Raw genomic sequence first — 16,892 nt, 5'->3', positions numbered from 1 at the left:
GTTCGCTGGGGATCCTCACCGTAGGCTCGTCCCATGGCGATCCTTCGGTCCGAGCGGTTCTCGGCTGTCCTCCTTCTCGCTGCGGCCGTGGTCGGGCTCGTGCTCGCCAACTCCCCGCTCGCACCGGCCGCCAACGCCGTTGAGGCCTTCCACTTCGGCATTCCCGGCATCGACCTGTCGGTCGGCCACTGGATCAAGGACGGCCTGCTGGCCGTGTTCTTCTTCCTCGCGGCGATCGAGCTGCGGCACGAGCTTCGGCACGGCGAGCTCGACTCCCCCACCAAGGCTCTCGTTCCGACGGTGGCGGCTGTCGGCGGAGTCATCGTGCCCGCACTGCTGTTCCTGGCGATCGCGCGCGGCGACGGCCTCGAGGCGGGCTGGCCGATCCCGACCGCCACCGATATCGCCTTCGCCCTCGGGGTGCTCGCGATCGTCGGCAAGTCGCTTCCGCCGAAGTTCCGGGCCCTGCTGCTCGCCCTCGCCGTGATCGACGACCTCATCGCGATCCTCATCATCGCCGCCTTCTTCACGAAAGACCTGCAGCCCGTCCCGCTGCTGCTCGCCGTTCCGGTCATCCTGCTGTTCGGCTGGCTGAGCTACCGCTCCGGGCGCTGGCGCATTCCGCTCCTCATCGTGCTCGGCGTGCTCGCGTGGGCGCTCGTGCTCCTGTCGGGCATACACCCCACCATCGCCGGGGTCGCCCTGGGCCTCGTGATGGCGGATGCCCCGGCCGCCCGCACCCGCCGCGCGCTCGAACCGTGGTCGAACACCGTGGTGCTGCCCCTCTTCGCCGTGGTCGCCGCCCTCGTGCCGTTCCCGGACGCGAGGGTGAGCGAGCTGAGCCCGGCGTTCTGGGCGGTGATCGTCGCCCTGCCCGTCGGCAAGCTCATCGGCATTACGGGCGGCGCGGCCCTCGCGCAGTCCCTCGCGAAGGGCGACCGGCTGCCGCTGCCCGACATCGTCGCCGTCGCGGGGCTCGGCGGGATCGGCTTCACCGTGTCCCTGCTCATGAACGAGCTCGCGTTCGAGGGCACCGTGGCCGACGAGGTCACGCTCGCCGTGCTCATCGCGTCGCTCGTCGCCGCCGTGATCGGCGGCGGCCTGACGGCGCTGCGGAACCGCCACTACGCGCGGTTGGCAGGTTGAGTAGGCCGCCCGCGGCCGTATCGAAACCGGTGTCGATTCAGGCGCCCGTGCGCCTTGGCCAACCCGCCTAGTTCGTCAGGGCGATCAGCCGCGACACCGCGCGCAGGTACTTCTTCCGGTAGCCCCCGGCGAGCATCTCCTCGGGGAACACCTGGTCGAGAGGCGTGCCCTCCGCCGCGATGCGCACCTGCGCGTCGTAGAGGCGGTCGACGAACGCCACGAAGCGCAGCGCGTCGGTCTGGTTGAGGAACTGGTGCACGCCCGTGAGCCCGATGGCGGAGAGGCCGTCCACCAGCTTGACGTAGCGGGACGGGTGGACGCTGCCGAGGTGGGCGAGCACCTCGTCGAAGGGGTCGAGGGTGACCGTGCCGCCGATCGCGGCGACTGCCGCCGCGGCATCCCGACTCACCACCGCGTGGGCCTCAACGTCTCGGCGGCGGTAGTCGAGCCCGTCGATGCGCATGATCTCGAAGCGGGCCGCGAGGGAGTCGATCTCGCGCAGGAAGTCCTGGGCGGCGAACCGTCCCTCGCCGAGCGCGTTGGGCGGGGTGTTCGAGGTTGCGGCGATACGAGTGCCGGTGTCAGCGAGAGCGCCGAGCAGGCGGGACATGAGGCGGGTGTCGCCCGGGTCGTCGAGCTCGAACTCGTCGATGCAGACCAGGGATGCGCCCTTGAACAGCTCGACCGCCGGCGCGTAGCCCAGCGCGCCGACGAGGGCGGTGTACTCGATGAACGTGCCGAAGTACTTGCGGCCGGGAGCCGCGTGCCACAGGGCCGCGAGGAGGTGGGTCTTGCCGACGCCGAACCCGCCGTCCAGGTAGATGCCGGGAGGGCCCTCCGGCAACTTCTTGCGGGAGAACAGGCCGCCCTTCGTCGCCGACCAGCCGCCGACGAAGTTGCGGATCGCGGCAACCGCGGCGCCCTGCGAGGGGTAGTCGCGATCGGGCCGGTAGGAGTCGAGCGTCGCCGTCGCGAACTGGCGCGGCGGGACGAGCTGGGCGACCATCTCGGGCCCGGAGAGCCGGGGGTTCCGGTCGACAAGGCGCCCGGGTACGGCCGGTGCGTCGGCACTCATGGAATCAGCCTCAGGTCTCTGTCTAGCGCAGCGTCTCTGTCTAGCGCAGTGTGTCGAAGTCTTACGACGCCTCTCGCGCGCTGCGCGTAGCCTCGTCTGCAGGGAGTCATTCAAGCCTAGCCGCCTCCCTTCCCGTCACTTCACACCGGAGGTACCCATGGCCGTCGAGGTCGATCCAGCAGCGCAGTTCACCGAGTTCGCCCACCCCGAGCGGCTGGTCTCCGGCGAATGGCTGGAAGCACGCCTGGGCACCCCGGGCCTGGTCGTCGTCGAGTCCGACGAGGACGTGCTCCTCTACGAGACGGGCCACATCCCGGGCGCCGTCAAGATCGACTGGCACACCGACCTCAACGACCCGGTGGAGCGCGACTACATCGACGGCGAGGGCTTCGCGAAGCTCCTCGGCTCGAAGGGGATCTCCCGCGACACCACAGTCGTGATCTACGGCGACAAGAACAACTGGTGGGCCGCCTACGCCCTGTGGGTGTTCACCCTGTTCGGCCACGAGGACGTGCGCCTGCTCGACGGCGGGCGGGCCAAGTGGGAGGCCGACGGCCGCGCCTACACGACCGACCCCGAGTCGGCGACCCCGGTCGAGTACCCGGTGGTGGAGCGCAACGACGCCCCCATCCGCGCCTACAAGGACGACGTCCTCGCCCACCTCGGCAACCCGCTGATCGACGTGCGCTCCCCCGAGGAGTTCAGCGGTGAGCGCACCACGGCCCCCGCCTACCCGGAGGAGGGCACGCTGCGCGCCGGCCACATCCCGAGCGCCGTCAACATCCCCTGGGCGAAGGCGGCGGCCGACGACGGCACGTTCCGCCCGATCGCGGAGCTCAACGCCCTGTACCGCGACCAGGCCGGCCTCAAGGACGGCGACAGCATCGTGGCCTACTGCCGCATCGGTGAGCGCTCGAGCCACACCTGGTTCGTGCTGACGCACCTGCTCGGCTTCGAGGGCGTGCGCAACTACGACGGCTCCTGGACCGAGTGGGGCTCCGCAGTCCGCGTGCCGATCGTGAAGGGCGCCGAGCCGGGCTCCGTGCCCGCCGCTCGCTAAACTCGACGGGTGACCGACCAACTCCCCGAGCAGCTCGCCGAGATCCGGGACGACTTCCTGGGCCTCGAGGTCAAGGAGCGGCTGCAGCTGCTCCTCGAGTTCTCGAACGAGCTGCCGGAGCTGCCCGCGCGGTACGCGGACCATCCCGACCTGTTCGAGCGCGTCGAGGAGTGCCAGTCCCCCGTGTTCATCTTCGTGGAGGTGGACGACGCCACCGTCGTCCACCTCTTCGCGATGGCGCCCAAGGAGGCACCGACGACCCGCGGCTTCGCCTCGATCCTCGCCCAGGGCCTCGCCGGGCTGACCGCCGAGGAGGTGCTCGCCGTCGCGGACGACTTCCCGCAGGGGCTCGGGCTGACCGAGGCCGTGAGCCCGCTGCGCATCCGCGGCATGACGGCGATGCTCGCCCGCATCAAGCGGCAGGTGCGCGAGAAGCTGAGCCCGACAGAGTCGCCCGCGTGATCCTGCGCCGCGTGCATCCCGGCCCGGTCGAAACGCTTGAACTGGATGCCGACGGCACCCGCGACCGCCTGCTCGAGCTCTACCGCCCGCCAGCCGGCGAGTGGTTGCGCCTCAACCTCGTCACGAGCGTGAGCGGCAGCGCGGCCGGGTCGGACGGCACCTCGGAGACGCTCACGAGCGCCTCCGACCGGCGCATTCTCGGCGTCATCCGCGAACTCGCTGACGTCGTCCTCGTCGGCGCGGAGTCGGTGCGCTCGGAGGGCTACCTGCGGCCGAAGCGGGCGCCGCTGGCGGTCGTCACCGGCAGCGGCGACCTCTCCGGGCACCGCATCGGCGGCGCCGAGGGGCCGCCGGTGGTCGTGCTGTGCCCGCCGTCGGCTGTCGACCGCGTGCGCGAGACTCTTGCCGATGCCGAGGTCATCACCGTACCGGGGCCGCGCATGTCCCCCGCGGACCTGATCGCCGCGCTGCGCGCCAGCGGCTTCGCCTCGATCGTGTGCGAGGGCGGGCCGGGCCTCGCGCGCCAGCTCGTGGTAGCCGGGCTGGTCGACGAGGCCTGCCTCACCACGAGCCCCCGGCTCACCGGCGTGACGCATCCGCTGTTCGGCATCGAGCCGTTCGCCGAGGTCGCCGTCGAGCTCGCTCAGCTGCTAGTGGACGACGAGAGCGCGCTGTTCGCCCGCTGGCTCATCCGAGCCGGTCGAGCCACCGCGTGATCGCGCCGTTCCAGCGGTCGGCGTCGTAGTTCCACAGCTTGGTGTGCCGGGCTGTCGTGAATCCCTCGAACGTCACGATGTCCGGCCGGGCGACCGCCAGTGCCCGCGAGGCCGTCGACGGCACGAAGCCGTCGTCGTCGCTGTGCAGGAGCAGGATCGGCTTCGTGAGCTCCTTGGCGCGGGCCACGAGGTCGAGCCGCTTCAGGTCGATCGGCGCCGACTGGCCCGTGAGGAACCTGCTCCACCTGCTACTGAGCAGGGACAGGATGCCCAACCGCACCACGCGCGGCAGCCGGTACGCCACGCCCTGGTAGTGGAGGGCGGTGACCCAGTCCACCACCGGCGACTCGAGGACGACCCCGACCACGCGGTCGGCCAGCGGGGACCGCGTGACGGCCTGCAGCACCGTGGCACCGCCCATCGACCAGCCCATGAGCACGATGCGCTTCGCGCCGTGGTCGATCGCGTACTGCAGGGCGACCTCGACGTCGCGCCACTCGGTGTCGCCGAGCGCGTACCGGTTGTCGGGCGTGCCGGGGGCATCGCCGTCGTTCCGGTACGAGACCAGGAGGGAGTTGTAGCCCTCCGCGCGGAACACCGGCACGCTGCGGAGGGTCTCCTGACGGCGGACCGCCCTGCCGTGCACCCCGATCATCCACTGGCTCGACGCCTTCTCGGCCGGGACGAACCACGCGGGCGCCGGGCCGAGCTCGGTCTGCAGCTCGACGTTCTCGAACGGCACGCCGAGATCGGCGGGCGTGAGGTAGAACCAGCCGCTGAAGCGGCCCCGGAGCGCGCCGTCGAGGGTGCCGAGGTCGACGCCCAGCAGCTGGCGGGTTACCGTGTCCGCGGTGTAGCGGAGGATCTCGCCCACGCGGGCGTGGCCCTGGTCCTGGTGGAACCAGAGGCTGTATCGGCCCGGGGTCATCGAGTCGAGCGTCGCGGAGAGCGTGATCGTGTCGGCGTCGAACGCGAGGATGTGCACGTCCTCGTCGCGCTTGGTCGGCGGTGTGATCACGGTGCGGGCGAAGACGACAGCGATGACGCCCGCCGTGATCGCAGCCCCCGCCACGAGGGCGCCGGCGCCGATCGCGGTGCCCGTGACGATCCGGCCGGCCACGGAATCGCGGTGCTGGCCCTGATCGGCCATGGTTACTCCTGCCAAACGCTCAAGCGGCGTGCCTCTATCTGGAAACTACCAATCAAGCCTAATCTTCACTCGTGCCCGACACGTCCCTTGGAACACCGCTTCCACACGCATTCGAGGCGGCGCTGCGCTCCCTCAAGCGTGCGGCAACGCGCCCGGAGCTCGTGGTGGCGGAGATCCCCGCGCCCGGCACCCTCGCGCCCTGGTCCTTCGCCCTGGCCGCGGATGTCACCCCCGCCCGCCACGGCAGCGACTCCGAGCTGGGCACCGGCCGCTTCGTGCTCCTGTACGACCCCGACGAGCCGGACGCCTGGGGCGGGGCCTACCGGGTGATCTGCTACGCGCAGGCACCGCTCGAGCTCGAGATGGGCGACGACCCCTTCCTGCTGGATGTCGCGTGGTCGTGGCTCGTCGACGCGCTCGACGCCCGCGGAGCCAAGTACACGGCCGCCAGCGGCACGGCAACGCGAATCCTCTCCACCGGCTTCGGCGAGCTCGAGGCCCAGGGCAACGGCGCCCAGATCGAGTTGCGCGCCTCCTGGACCCCCGCGGACTCCGACCTTGCGGCGCATGTGGAAGGCTGGGGTGAGCTGTTGTGCATGCTTGCCGGTCTTCCGCCGGCCGTCGAAGGAGTGAGCCTGTTGTCTGCCCGCCGAGTGGGACGTGAGTAGCACGGACGAGCCCGCGTCCGAGCCGGCAGCCGCTCCCCCCGTCCAGGCGGAGCATGTCGAGGTCGCGGTCATCGACACCCGTGACGGCTACCTCGCCGCCGTGGAGGCGATCGCCGGAGGCGAGGGTCCCATCGCGATCGACGCGGAACGGGCATCCGGCTACCGCTACTCACAGCGCGCATACCTGATCCAGATCTTCCGCCGGGGCGCGGGCACGTTCCTCTTCGACCCTCCCGCGATCGGCGACTTCGCCGAGCTCAACGCCGTGATCGCTCCCGAGGAGTGGATCCTGCACGCCGCCAGCCAGGACCTCACCTGCCTGCGCGAGGTCGGGCTCGACCCCACGAGGCTGTTCGACACGGAGCTCGCTGCGCGCCTCGCCGGTCTCCCCCGGGTCGGGCTCGGTGCCGTCGTGGAAGATCTGCTGGGCATCCACCTCGCCAAAGAGCACTCGGCCGCCGACTGGTCGACCCGCCCTCTGCCCCAGTCCTGGCTGGTGTACGCGGCGCTGGACGTCGAGCTGCTCGTGGACCTGCGCGAAGCCCTAGCGGGCGTGCTGGAGCGCGACGGCAAGACCGACATCGCCGAGCAGGAGTTCGCCTCCGTGCTGACCCGCGACTTCGTGATCGTGCGGCAGGAGCCGTGGCGGCGCCTCAGCGGGGTGCACGCCATCCGCGGTGGCCGGAACCTCGCCGTCGCCCGCGAGCTGTGGCAGGCGCGCGACAGCTACGCGCGCGAGATCGACACGGCACCGGGACGCCTCGTGCCCGACTCCGCGCTCGTCGCCGCCGCCCGGGTGCTGCCCGAGACGAAGCGCGACCTCGCCGCGCTCAAGGAGTTCACCGGCCGGGCGAGCCGCTCGCAGATCGACCGCTGGTGGAACGCGATCCAGACCGGGATGGCCAGCGACGACTACCCGGTGCTGCGCCAGACCGGCGAGACCATGCCGCCGCCGCGCGTCTGGTCCGACAAGAACCCCGAGGCCGACAAACGGCTCAAGACGGCGCGCGCCGCGGTGACCGAGGTCGCCACGGAGATGTCAATCCCTGTCGAGAACCTCCTCACGCCCGAGCTGCTGCGCCGACTCGCGTGGTCACCGCCTGTGCCCGCCGATGCCGCCGGTATCACCGCGACCCTGCGGGAGTTCGGCGCACGCGAGTGGCAGCTTGACGCTACGGCACAGGTAATCGCGGATGCCTTTGTAGAGGCCAGCCAACCCGTCGAGGACGCTCCCGACACCGCTTCGTAGGAAGAATCAAACGATTCCCCCTGTGTTTTAGGCCCACCTAGGCTGGCTCCACACGCAAGACGATATGTGGAGGCATTGTGGCCCGCGGTATTTCTCAACTCAGTCAGGAAGTCGTATTCGTCGATGGGGTTCGCACCCCGTTCGGACGAGCAGGCGAAAAGGGGATGTACTGGAACACCCGGGCCGACGACCTCGTCGTCAAGGCGATGATCGGGCTCCTTGAGCGCAACCCCTCCATCCCGAAGGAGCGCTTCGACGACGTCGCCATCGCCGCCACGACTCAGACCGGCGACCAGGGCCTGACGATCGGCCGCACCGCGGCCCTGCTCGCGGGCCTGCCGAAGTCGGTGCCCGGCTACGCGATCGACCGCATGTGCGCTGGCGCGATGACCTCCGTCACGACCATCGCCGGTGCCATCGCGTTCGGCGCCTACGACATCGGCATCGCGGGCGGCGTCGAGCACATGGGCCGCCACCCGATGGGCTTCGGCGCAGACCCGAACCCCCGCTTCCTCTCCGAGAAGCTCGTCAGCGGCGAGGCCCTCAACATGGGCAACACCGCCGAGCGCATCCACGACCGCTTCCCGCAGCTCACCAAGGAGCGCGCCGACCGGTTCGCGCTGGGCAGCCAGCTCAAGGCCGCCGCAGCCTACGAGAACGGCAAGCTGCAGCCCGACCTCATCCCGGTCGCCACCCGCAGCGAGTCGGGCTGGGGCCTGGCCACGCGCGACGAGGCACTGCGCCCCGAGACCACCATGGAGGGCCTCGCCGGGCTCAAGACCCCGTTCCGCCCGCACGGGCGTGTGACGGCGGGCAACTCCTCCGGCCTCAACGACGGCGCCACCGCCTCGATCATCGCCTCGGCGGACGCGGCCAAGGAGTTCGGCCTCGCCCCGAAGATGAAGATGGTCAGCTTCGCGTTCGCGGGCGTCGAGCCCGAGATCATGGGCATCGGCCCGGTCCCCTCGACCGAGAAGGCGCTGCGCAAGGCCGGCCTCACGATCGACGACATCGGCCTCTTCGAGCTCAACGAGGCCTTCGCCGTCCAGGTGCTCTCGCTGCTCGACCACTTCGGCATCGACGACGACGACCCCCGCGTGAACCAGTGGGGAGGTGCCATCGCCATGGGCCACCCGCTCGCCTCGTCGGGCGTGCGCCTCATGATCCAGCTCGCGGCACAGTTCGCCGAGCGCCCGGACGTCCGCTACGGCCTCACCGCGATGTGCGTGGGCCTCGGCCAGGGCGGATCCGTCATCTGGGAGAACCCGAACTACAAGGGGAGCAAGTAATGGCAACGACCGCCTCCGACTTCGACACGCTGGCCTCGCTCGACCCCGACGAGGTGATCACGCACTCGTTCGTCCGTGACATCCCGATCGCGGGCGGCAAGGTGCTCGCCCTCATCACGCTCGACAACGGCAAGGACCACACCCGGCCTTCGACGTTGGGGCCGAAGACCCTCATCGAGTTCGCCGCAACTCTGGATGCCCTCGCCGCCCGCGCGGCTGCCAAGGAGATCCACGGGGTCGCCGTGACCGGCAAGCCGTTCATCTTCGCGGCCGGCGCCGACCTCTCGCGCGTGAGCGACTTGCCCGATCGTGAGACCGGCAAGCAGATGGCGCAGCTCGGCCACTGGGCGCTCGGCAAACTGAGCACCCTCGGTGTGCCCTCCTTCACGTTCATCAACGGGCTCGCGCTCGGCGGCGGCGTCGAGATCCCGCTCAACTCGGACTACCGCACCATCGACAGCTCGGTGCCCGCGCTCGCGCTCCCCGAGGTCTTCCTGGGGATCATCCCGGGCTGGGGCGGTGCTTGGCTGCTGCCGAACCTGATCGGTATCGAGAACGCCCTGGAGGTCGTCATCTCGAACCCGCTCAAGAACAACCGGATGCTGCGCGGACCGCAGGCGTTCGAGCTCGGGATCGCGGACGCGATGTTCGGCCCGGCCAACTTCATCGAGGACTCGATCGCGTGGGCATCCGGCGTGATCAACGGCACTACCAAGGTGAAGCGCCCGCAGGAGCCCGGCAAGATCGAGCGCGTCGCCAAGTGGGACATCGCCATCGGAATCGCGCAGAAGACGCTCGAGAGCCGAATCGGCAAGGTCGCGAAGTCGCCCTACCGCGCGCTGGAGCTGCTGAAGGCCGCGAAGAGCAACTCTCGCTCGGAGGGCTTCGCGCTGGAGGACGAGGCTCTCGCCGATCTGATCTCGGGCGACCAGTTCCACGCCTCGATCTACGCGTTCAACCTCGTGCAGAAGCGGGCCAAGCGGCCGGCCGGCGCCCCCGACAAGGCGCTCGCGCAGAAGGTCACCAAGGTCGGCGTCATCGGAGCAGGGCTGATGGCCCGCCAGTTCGCGCTGCTCTTCGTGCGCCGGCTGCAGGTTCCCGTGGTCATCACCGACCTCGACCAGGGCCGCGTCGACGAGGGTGTCGCGTACATCCGGTCGGAGATCCACGAGCTTCTTGCCAAGGGCCGCATCGGGCAGGACGAGTCGAACCGGCTCGAGGCGCTCGTGAGCGGTACCACCGACAAGGCAGACTTCGCGGACTGCGACTGGGTAATCGAGGCGATCTTCGAGGAGCTGTCGGCGAAGCAGGACGTCTTCGCCGATGTTGAGCAGTACATCTCGGAGTCGGCGATCCTGGCGACGAACACCTCGTCGCTCTCGGTCGAGCAGATCGGCGCGAAGCTGAAGCACCCGGAGCGCGTGGTCGGCTTCCACTTCTTCAACCCCGTAGCGGTGATGCCGCTCATCGAAGTGGTACGCACCCCGGTTACGACGGATGTCGCCCTCTCGACCGCCATGGTCACCGCAGCGGCCCTGCGCAAGAATGCGGTCATCACCACCGACACCCCCGGTTTCGTGGTCAACCGCATCCTCGCGAAGGTGCTCGGCGAGGCCATGCACGCCGTCGACACCGGGACGCCCTTCGAGGTCGTCGAGGAGTCCACGCGCCCGTTCGGCCTGCCGATGACCCCGTTCGAGCTCCTCGAGCTCGTCGGCCTCAAGGTCGGGGCGCACGTGCTCGACACGCACCACGCCGCCTTCCCCGACCGCTTCTTCGAGAGCCAGAACCTGCACAAGCTCGCGGACCTCGGCCACATCTTCGAGCGCGACGGCAAGGGCAAGATCAAGGGCATCGACAAGAAGGCGCTCGAGATCGTGGCGGGCGGCACGACGCCCATGACCGCCGCCGAGCTGCAGGTGCGCATCGAGGACGGGCTGGCCGACGAGATCCACCGGATGCTCGAGACCTCCGTGGTGGCGGCGGCCGAGGACATCGACCTCTGCCTCATCCTCGGCGCGGGCTACCCGTTCCAGATGGGCGGAGTGACCCCGTACCTCGACCGCGTCGGCGCCTCCGAGCGCACCTTCGGCGACACGTTCCACCACCCCAAGATCGTCGGGGTGAAGTAGCCGCGCGGCCGCGCCCGCCCCGGCAGTTCTCGCACCGAAAACGCAGGAGATTCGCGCTCTATTGGCCCGTATGTCATCACGGGGCGGGTTCTGCGCCGGATCTCCTGCGTTTTCGCGTTGGGCGAGGGCGGTAGGGATGCCGGCGCCGACGTGCAGCGAGGGCATCCGCGTCCGCGATCGCTCGTACGACTGCCGCCAGTACAGCAGGCCAGTCCCCCAGCAGCTGGTGATAGAGAATCCGGATCGTGCGGCCGCCGAGAGCGGCCACCGCGAGGTCCCGATCGTGGTCCTTGCGCCGCTGTGCCTCGTCGTCGTGCTGGCCGCCGTCGATCTCAGCGAAGAGGCCGTGGCGGAGCCGGAAGTCTAGGCGCCCGACACCCGGCACCAGGACCTGCTGCTCGCACGCGATCCCCGCGTCGCCGAACCACAGGCGCACATAGGTCTCTCCGTGGGACTCGTCCTGTGCGGAGACCAGGGTCCGCCATCGCCGAACTCGAGCGGGCGCCCGATCGAAGACGAGGTCGAGCTCCCACTCCTTGAGCGCGCCAGCGTGCAGTGCTGCGCTGCACGCTGCCACCGCGACATCCCGGCCCTCGGTTGCGAGCACCGCCACGAGGGCGTCGGCCACCGACTGGCGCCATGGGCTGCGACCGCCCCGGTCGGTCCAGAAGACAGTCACGCCCGCGAACCGGGTGAGCTTCACGCGTCGGTCGTCGGGGCTTCGCAGCCGGCTCGACGTCGGGCGCACGGCCACCTGCAGCGCGGAGGGCCGAGGCACCAGCAGCCCGTAGCTCTCGAGCGCGGAGAGCGCGGTCAGCCGGCCGCCCACGCGTACGGCCCGGATGCCCGGCTCCGGTGCCGCCGGGATCGAGTACCAGCCGTGCCGCACGCGGAAGATGCGCCTGAGGCGGAGGGCGCGCCTGAGGTGCGCATCCGTGTAGCCCATCGCGATGAGGTCACGGCGGCGGACGAAGAAGCCGCTGCGGCGGATGACCCGCTCGAGTGGAAGCATCCCGACACGATGCCCGACCGCCCGACGCAGCGGCCGCCCTGTCGCGACTCCGGTGGATCGTCGCGCGAACGCCGGGCTGCCGCGGAGTGGACGGGGCCCAAAACGCAGGACATCCACGCGGAATGTGCCGTTTCGGTGACAAAACGGCTCTTCGCGACGAGATGTCCTGCGTTTTCGGAACGGGTCAGGGATTGGGGCTAGCCCTGCACGCTCGACATGTCGGCGTAGCGGTCGCCAGCGGGCGCGTCGAGCGCGCCGAGGGCGGCGAGGTGCTCCGGGCTGAGCGTCACGGCGTCGGCGGCCGTGTTCTCCTCGAGGTACGAGACGCGCTTGGTGCCGGGGATCGGCACGATGTCATCACCTTGCGCGAGCAGCCACGCGAGCGCGACCTGCCCCGGCTTCACCCCGAGGGAGGCCGCGACCGCATCCACCTGCTCGACGATGCGGATGTTCGCGGCCAGGTTCTCCCCCTCGAACCGCGGGTTGTTCCGACGGAAGTCGGCCTCGTCGAACCCGTCGAGCGAGCGGATCGTCCCCGTGAGGAACCCGCGCCCGAGCGGCGAGTACGGTACGAAGCCGATCCCGAGCTCGCGCACAGCAGGAAGCACCGAGGCCTCCGGGTCGCGGGTCCAGAGCGAGTACTCGGTTTGAACAGCGGTGACGGGATGCACGGCGTGCGCCCGACGGATCGTCTCCGCCGAGGCCTCCGACAGCCCGTAGCCGAGGATCTTCCCCTCGCGGATCAGCGACGCGAACCCCTCCACGGTCTCCTCGATGGGGACTGACGGGTCCATCCGGTGCTGGTAGTAGAGGTCGATGTGGTCCGTGCCGAGCCGCTTGAGTGAGCCCTCGACCGCCAGGCGCATGTTCTCCGGGCTGCCGTCGCGGCCGTAGCTGCCGTCGCCGCGGTGGAGCAGCGTGCCCCACTTCGTCGCGATAACCGCATCGTCGCGACGGCCCTTGAGGGCGCGGCCCAGGAGCTCCTCGTTGATGTACGGCCCGTACATCTCGGCCGTGTCGAGGAGGGTGACCCCGAGCTCGAGGGCGCGGTGGATGGTGCGGATCGACTCCGCGTCGTCCTGCCCCTTGCCGGTGTAGAACGCGCTCATGCCCATGAGGCCGAGGCCGATCCGTCCGACGACGGGTCCGTTGGTTCCGAGTGTGGTGGTTCTCATTCGCTTACCTTCTCCTTGTAGAGGCCGATCTTGAAGTCGATCGCCTCGAGGCTCTTTGTGACCTCGTCGAGCTGCGCGAGCACCGCGATGCGGTGGCGCTGGAGCAGCTCGAGACGGTCGGCAGTGGTGGCATCGCCCTGGCGGACGAGCTCGGCGTACTCCGCGACCACGGCGATGGGCATCCCGGTCGACCGCAGTTTCGTGAGGAACTCGACCCAGCCGACGTCCGCAGTGCTGTAGCGGCGGTGGGTCGACGAGGCGCGGTCCACGGGCGTGAGCATCAGGCCCGCGCGCTCGTAGTAGCGCAACGTGTGCGTTGAGAGGCCGGTGGCCTCGGCGACTTCCGAGATCGCGAGCCGGGCATCCGTCATGGTCATAGCCTCAGGCTAGAACTTAGAGCGCGCTCTAAGTCAAACTCTCGGTCTTGCCACATTTTCGAACATGTTCAATAATGGGCGACATGGGTAAGAGCGAAACTACGAAACAGGCAATTACCGACATCGCGCTGCGATCGTTCGCGGAGCGCGGATACGAGGCGACGACGATTCGGCTCATCGCTGCGGAGGCAGGCATCTCCGTCGGCAACGCGTACTACTACTTCCCCACCAAGAACCACATGGTGCAGGAGCTGTATGTCCGCGTGCAGACGAAGCACCGCGAACTCGCTGAGGCTCGGATGCTCGGGATCACCGACCTCGCCAAGCGCCTCGAGATCGTGCTCCTGGCGGGGCTGGACTCTCTCGCGCCGTATCACGAGACGGCACCGGGATTCCTCGCCGCCGCGATCAGCCCGACGTCGGCCGTCAACCCGCTGTCGTCGGAGTCAAGTATCGCCCGAGACATTGTCGTCGGCCTGTTCGCCGAGCTCGTTAACGGCTCGACCACCGTCCTGCCGTCGTACCTCAAAGATCGGCTGCCTGAAGTCCTCTGGCTCGCCTATCTCGGCCTTGCACTGTTCTGGGTCTACGACGCTTCGCCCGGCCAGGCCAAGAGCCGTCGGCTCGTGGCGCGCAGTGTGCGACTGTTCGGGACGCTGGTCCCCCTCACCCGGCTGCCTCTACTGCGTGGACCGATCACCGAGGCGCTGGACATCGTCGCGGAGGCCCGGGCATGAGGCGCCCCGGTCCGGAGGCGCTCGCTCTTCTGAAGTGGCCCACCTGGCACGACGTCTGGATCGGAGCGCTGGCGCAGTGGCTCATCTTCGTACCCCTGCTCAGCGTGCTGATCGGTATTGCCGGGGCCGCAGCCGATGTCAGCTACGCGTTCTTTTACGCCCTCTTCTCGCCGGTCTACAGCGCCGTTGTCGGTGCGGTGGTGACCTTCGGGCTGGGTGCCCCGCTCGCGAAGGCCCTCTCGGTGCTGCTCGGGCGGTCGAGGAACTGGGTTGCGCACCTCGTGGCGTACCTCGGCCTCGGGTTCGTCCTGGCAGCCGTACTGATCCACCTGTGGATGCTCGCCAACGGCACCCTGTGGGACAGCGCGCTGTGGTGGAGCATCATATGGATACTCCTGCCCATCGCCTCGTCCGCCGCCCTCTCAGTGGGTGCTGGATGGAGCATCGCCTGGAGGCGCGCGGTGCTTCGCGAACGGAGAGGCCCGATCGCGGCATCGTACGACGAACTCGCCGAGGCTATCGTCTAGGTCCGCGGCAACCTGACCCACGTGCTAGCGCTCGTCGCGCAGCGACTCTCGCACTTCCTCGGCCGGCAGCGGCCGCGCGACCGGGATCTTGCTCCCGAGCACCTGGGCCACGACGTCGCGCGCGATCGCCTGCGGGGTGAGGCCCACCTGCTCCATGATGAAGTCGCGGCTGCCGTGCGGCAGGAACTGGTCGGGCAGGCCGAGCTCGGTGACGGCGGTGTCGACACCGGCCGCGCGGAGGTCCTGCCGGATGCGAGTGCCGATGCCGCCCACGCGCACGCCGTCCTCGATGGTGACGACGAGACGGTGCTCCGCCGAGATGTCGATCACGCTCTGAGCCACCGGTACCACCCAGCGCGGATCGATCACGGTTGCGCCGATCCCCTGTGCTGCCAGCCGCTCTGCCACCTGCAGGCCGATCTTCGCCATCGGGCCGACGGTGACGATCAGCACGTCCTTGTGCGGCGCCTCGCGAAGGATGTCCACGCCGTCGTCGGTGCGGCGGACTGCGTCGTACTCGGTGCCGACGTTGCCCTTCGAGAAGCGCACGACAGTCGGGCCGTCCTCGACGACCACCGCCTCGCCGAGCTCCTCGCGCAGCCGGGTGGCGTCGCGCGGGGCTGCAATACGGATGTTCGGCACAACCTGCAGGATCGCCAGATCCCACATGCCGTGGTGGCTGGGGCCGTCCGGCCCCGTCACGCCCGCGCGGTCCAGCACGAAGGTGACGCCGGCCTTGTGCAGGCCGACATCCATGAGCACCTGGTCGAATGCGCGGTTGACGAACGTCGCGTACATCGTGACGACGGGATGCATCCCGCCGAAGGCCAGGCCTGCAGCCGAGGTCACGGCGTGCTGCTCCGCGATGCCCACGTCGAGCACGCGGGCCGGGAACCGCTCCGCGAACTTGTGCAGGCCCGTCGGTCGCAGCATCGCGGCAGTGATGCCCACGAGGCGCTCGTTGCCCTCCGCCAGGTGCAGGATCTCGTCCGCGAACACGCTCGTCCATGACGGCTTGCTCGCGACCTCGATCGGCTCGCCCGTCTCGGGGTCGATCTGGCCAACGGCGTGGAACTGGTCGGCGGTGTCGAGCAGGGCCGGCTGGTAGCCGCGGCCCTTCTCCGTGATCGCGTGGACGATGACGGGGGCGCCGTACCGCTTCGCCTGCTCGAGCGCCTCGGTCATGGCCGCGATGTCGTGGCCGTGGATGGGGCCGAGGTACTTGATGTCGAGGTTCGAGTAGAGCGACTCGTTGTTCGTGAGCCTCGAAAGGAAGCCGTGGGTGCCGCCGCGGATACCGCGGTAGAGGGCGCGGCCCGGCGCGCCGAAGGCGTGGAAGAAGCGGCGGCTCGTCGAGTAGAGGTTGCGGTACGACCGGCGCGTGCGCACGTCGTTCAGGAAGTGCGCCATCCCGCCGATGGTGGGCGCGTACGAGCGGCCGTTGTCGTTGACGATGATGACGAGGTTGCGGCTGTTGTCGTCGCTGATGTTGTTGAGCGCCTCCCACGTCATGCCGCCCGTGAGCGCACCGTCGCCGACGACGGCGACCACGTGCCGGTCGGCGTGGCCGGTCATCGTGAACGCGCGCGAGATGCCGTCGGCCCAGCTGAGGGAGCTCGACGCGTGGGAGCTCTCGACGATGTCGTGCGGGCTCTCCGAGCGCTGGGGATACCCCGCCAGGCCGTCCTCCTCGCGCAGCTTGCTGAAGTCCTGGCGGCCCGTCAGCAGCTTGTGGACGTAGCTCTGGTGCCCCGTGTCGAACACGATCGCATCGTGCGGCGAGTCGAAGACCCTGTGCATCGCGATAGTCAACTCGACGACCCCCAGGTTCGGGCCGAGGTGCCCGCCGGTCTTCGAGACCTCCCGGACGAGGAACTCGCGGATCTCCGCCGCGAGCTGCACGAGCTGGTCGTTGCTCAGTCCGTCCAAGTCTCGCGGGCCCGTGATCCCCTCAAGCAACGTCATGCGTTGAGCCTAGCTCGCGCTGCCCCAACATTCACGTCGGCGCGGGGCCCTTGCGCGGGCATCCCGAGGCCGTTGCTGAAAACGCAGGAGAAACTGCTCGATTGCCCCGGATGCTCGGCTCAAGCGCTCGTTTCGGGAAGATCTCCTGCGTT

Annotated in this window: 16 protein-coding genes; 10 read left to right on the top strand and 6 right to left on the bottom strand. The window is 69.4% G+C overall.

Features of this window, described 5'->3' with window-relative positions:
* Positions 1 to 33 precede the first annotated feature (33 nt).
* A complete protein-coding gene (locus AC1RTC_RS03205) occupies positions 34 to 1,146 on the top strand; it encodes a Na+/H+ antiporter NhaA (protein ID WP_493154010.1) in 1,113 nt (370 codons plus the stop codon).
* Positions 1,147 to 1,213: 67 nt separating this feature from the next.
* On the opposite strand, the gene zapE is transcribed toward AC1RTC_RS03205, so the two are convergent.
* Complete coding sequence (gene zapE, locus AC1RTC_RS03200) at positions 1,214 to 2,221, bottom strand: cell division protein ZapE (RefSeq protein ID WP_493154009.1); 1,008 nt, start codon at positions 2,219 to 2,221, stop codon at positions 1,214 to 1,216.
* 157 nt (positions 2,222 to 2,378) lie between these two features.
* Between zapE and AC1RTC_RS03195 the strand changes: the two genes are divergently transcribed.
* From AC1RTC_RS03195 to AC1RTC_RS03185, 3 genes are read left to right on the top strand one after another with little or no spacing between them, the layout of a single operon-like run.
* Positions 2,379 to 3,281, top strand: a complete 903-nt coding sequence (locus AC1RTC_RS03195; RefSeq protein WP_493154008.1) for a sulfurtransferase — start codon at positions 2,379 to 2,381, stop codon at positions 3,279 to 3,281.
* 9 nt (positions 3,282 to 3,290) lie between these two features.
* Entirely contained in the window at positions 3,291 to 3,743 is a 453-nt protein-coding gene (locus AC1RTC_RS03190; protein WP_493154007.1) for a SufE family protein, read from the top strand.
* Complete coding sequence (locus tag AC1RTC_RS03185; protein ID WP_493154006.1) at positions 3,740 to 4,459, top strand: dihydrofolate reductase family protein; 720 nt, start codon at positions 3,740 to 3,742, stop codon at positions 4,457 to 4,459. The genes AC1RTC_RS03190 and AC1RTC_RS03185 overlap by 4 nt, the downstream gene beginning before the upstream one ends.
* Here AC1RTC_RS03185 and AC1RTC_RS03180 read toward each other — a convergent pair.
* The gene (locus tag AC1RTC_RS03180; RefSeq protein ID WP_493154005.1) at positions 4,431 to 5,609 is read right to left on the bottom strand and encodes an alpha/beta hydrolase family protein; all 1,179 of its coding nucleotides are present in this window, start codon (positions 5,607 to 5,609) and stop codon (positions 4,431 to 4,433) included. The genes AC1RTC_RS03185 and AC1RTC_RS03180 overlap by 29 nt on opposite strands.
* A gap of 71 nt (positions 5,610 to 5,680) precedes the next feature.
* Between AC1RTC_RS03180 and AC1RTC_RS03175 the strand changes: the two genes are divergently transcribed.
* From AC1RTC_RS03175 to AC1RTC_RS03160, 4 genes are all read left to right on the top strand, one after another.
* Positions 5,681 to 6,277, top strand: a complete 597-nt coding sequence (locus AC1RTC_RS03175) for a DUF3000 domain-containing protein (protein WP_493154004.1) — start codon at positions 5,681 to 5,683, stop codon at positions 6,275 to 6,277.
* Complete coding sequence (locus AC1RTC_RS03170; protein ID WP_493154003.1) at positions 6,270 to 7,526, top strand: ribonuclease D; 1,257 nt, start codon at positions 6,270 to 6,272, stop codon at positions 7,524 to 7,526. The genes AC1RTC_RS03175 and AC1RTC_RS03170 overlap by 8 nt, the downstream gene beginning before the upstream one ends.
* 89 nt (positions 7,527 to 7,615) lie before the next feature.
* Complete coding sequence (locus AC1RTC_RS03165) at positions 7,616 to 8,815, top strand: thiolase family protein (RefSeq protein ID WP_493154275.1); 1,200 nt, start codon at positions 7,616 to 7,618, stop codon at positions 8,813 to 8,815.
* Entirely contained in the window at positions 8,815 to 10,947 is a 2,133-nt protein-coding gene (locus AC1RTC_RS03160) for a 3-hydroxyacyl-CoA dehydrogenase NAD-binding domain-containing protein (protein ID WP_493154002.1), read from the top strand. Before AC1RTC_RS03165 ends, AC1RTC_RS03160 begins: the two co-directional genes overlap by 1 nt.
* 76 nt (positions 10,948 to 11,023) lie before the next feature.
* Here the strand turns inward: AC1RTC_RS03160 and AC1RTC_RS03155 are convergent, their stop codons facing one another.
* The 3 genes from AC1RTC_RS03155 to AC1RTC_RS03145 form a co-directional block, all read right to left on the bottom strand.
* Positions 11,024 to 11,959: a putative endonuclease domain-containing protein gene (locus tag AC1RTC_RS03155; RefSeq protein ID WP_493154001.1), complete on the bottom strand. Its 936-nt coding sequence runs from the start codon at positions 11,957 to 11,959 to the stop codon at positions 11,024 to 11,026.
* A 197-nt stretch (positions 11,960 to 12,156) separates the two neighbouring features.
* Complete coding sequence (locus AC1RTC_RS03150; RefSeq protein ID WP_493154000.1) at positions 12,157 to 13,134, bottom strand: aldo/keto reductase; 978 nt, start codon at positions 13,132 to 13,134, stop codon at positions 12,157 to 12,159.
* Positions 13,131 to 13,511 (bottom strand): MerR family transcriptional regulator, encoded by a 381-nt coding sequence (locus AC1RTC_RS03145; RefSeq protein WP_493153999.1) that lies wholly within the window; start codon positions 13,509 to 13,511, stop codon positions 13,131 to 13,133. Before AC1RTC_RS03145 ends, AC1RTC_RS03150 begins: the two co-directional genes overlap by 4 nt.
* A gap of 83 nt (positions 13,512 to 13,594) precedes the next feature.
* Here AC1RTC_RS03145 and AC1RTC_RS03140 point away from each other — a divergent pair, with 83 nt between their 5' ends.
* Complete coding sequence (locus tag AC1RTC_RS03140) at positions 13,595 to 14,248, top strand: TetR/AcrR family transcriptional regulator (RefSeq protein ID WP_493153998.1); 654 nt, start codon at positions 13,595 to 13,597, stop codon at positions 14,246 to 14,248.
* Positions 14,245 to 14,775, top strand: a complete 531-nt coding sequence (locus tag AC1RTC_RS03135) for a hypothetical protein (RefSeq protein WP_493153997.1) — start codon at positions 14,245 to 14,247, stop codon at positions 14,773 to 14,775. The genes AC1RTC_RS03140 and AC1RTC_RS03135 overlap by 4 nt, the downstream gene beginning before the upstream one ends.
* A 24-nt stretch (positions 14,776 to 14,799) precedes the next feature.
* Here AC1RTC_RS03135 and dxs read toward each other — a convergent pair whose 3' ends face one another.
* Complete coding sequence (dxs, locus tag AC1RTC_RS03130) at positions 14,800 to 16,740, bottom strand: 1-deoxy-D-xylulose-5-phosphate synthase (RefSeq protein WP_493153996.1); 1,941 nt, start codon at positions 16,738 to 16,740, stop codon at positions 14,800 to 14,802.
* Positions 16,741 to 16,892 lie beyond the last annotated feature (152 nt).

It is taken from the genome of Rhodoglobus sp. GW821-FHT12B09 (assembly GCF_058809925.1).
The sequence above is the reverse complement of the archived record's forward strand: the minus strand, read 5'-3'. Positions and strand labels throughout refer to the sequence as shown.

Excerpts from the sequence above, each read along its gene's own strand:
- AC1RTC_RS03205 (WP_493154010.1), top strand. The coding sequence starts at position 34 with ATGGCGATCCTTCGGTCCGAGCGGTTCTCGGCTGTCCTCCTTCTCGCT.
- zapE (WP_493154009.1), bottom strand. The coding sequence starts at position 2,221 with ATGAGTGCCGACGCACCGGCCGTACCCGGGCGCCTTGTCGACCGGAAC.
- AC1RTC_RS03195 (WP_493154008.1), top strand. The coding sequence starts at position 2,379 with ATGGCCGTCGAGGTCGATCCAGCAGCGCAGTTCACCGAGTTCGCCCAC.
- AC1RTC_RS03180 (WP_493154005.1), bottom strand. The coding sequence starts at position 5,609 with ATGGCCGATCAGGGCCAGCACCGCGATTCCGTGGCCGGCCGGATCGTC.
- AC1RTC_RS03160 (WP_493154002.1), top strand. The coding sequence starts at position 8,815 with ATGGCAACGACCGCCTCCGACTTCGACACGCTGGCCTCGCTCGACCCC.
- AC1RTC_RS03155 (WP_493154001.1), bottom strand. The coding sequence starts at position 11,959 with ATGCTTCCACTCGAGCGGGTCATCCGCCGCAGCGGCTTCTTCGTCCGC.
- AC1RTC_RS03150 (WP_493154000.1), bottom strand. The coding sequence starts at position 13,134 with ATGAGAACCACCACACTCGGAACCAACGGACCCGTCGTCGGACGGATC.
- AC1RTC_RS03145 (WP_493153999.1), bottom strand. The coding sequence starts at position 13,511 with ATGACCATGACGGATGCCCGGCTCGCGATCTCGGAAGTCGCCGAGGCC.
- AC1RTC_RS03140 (WP_493153998.1), top strand. The coding sequence starts at position 13,595 with ATGGGTAAGAGCGAAACTACGAAACAGGCAATTACCGACATCGCGCTG.
- AC1RTC_RS03135 (WP_493153997.1), top strand. The coding sequence starts at position 14,245 with ATGAGGCGCCCCGGTCCGGAGGCGCTCGCTCTTCTGAAGTGGCCCACC.
- dxs (WP_493153996.1), bottom strand. The coding sequence starts at position 16,740 with ATGACGTTGCTTGAGGGGATCACGGGCCCGCGAGACTTGGACGGACTG.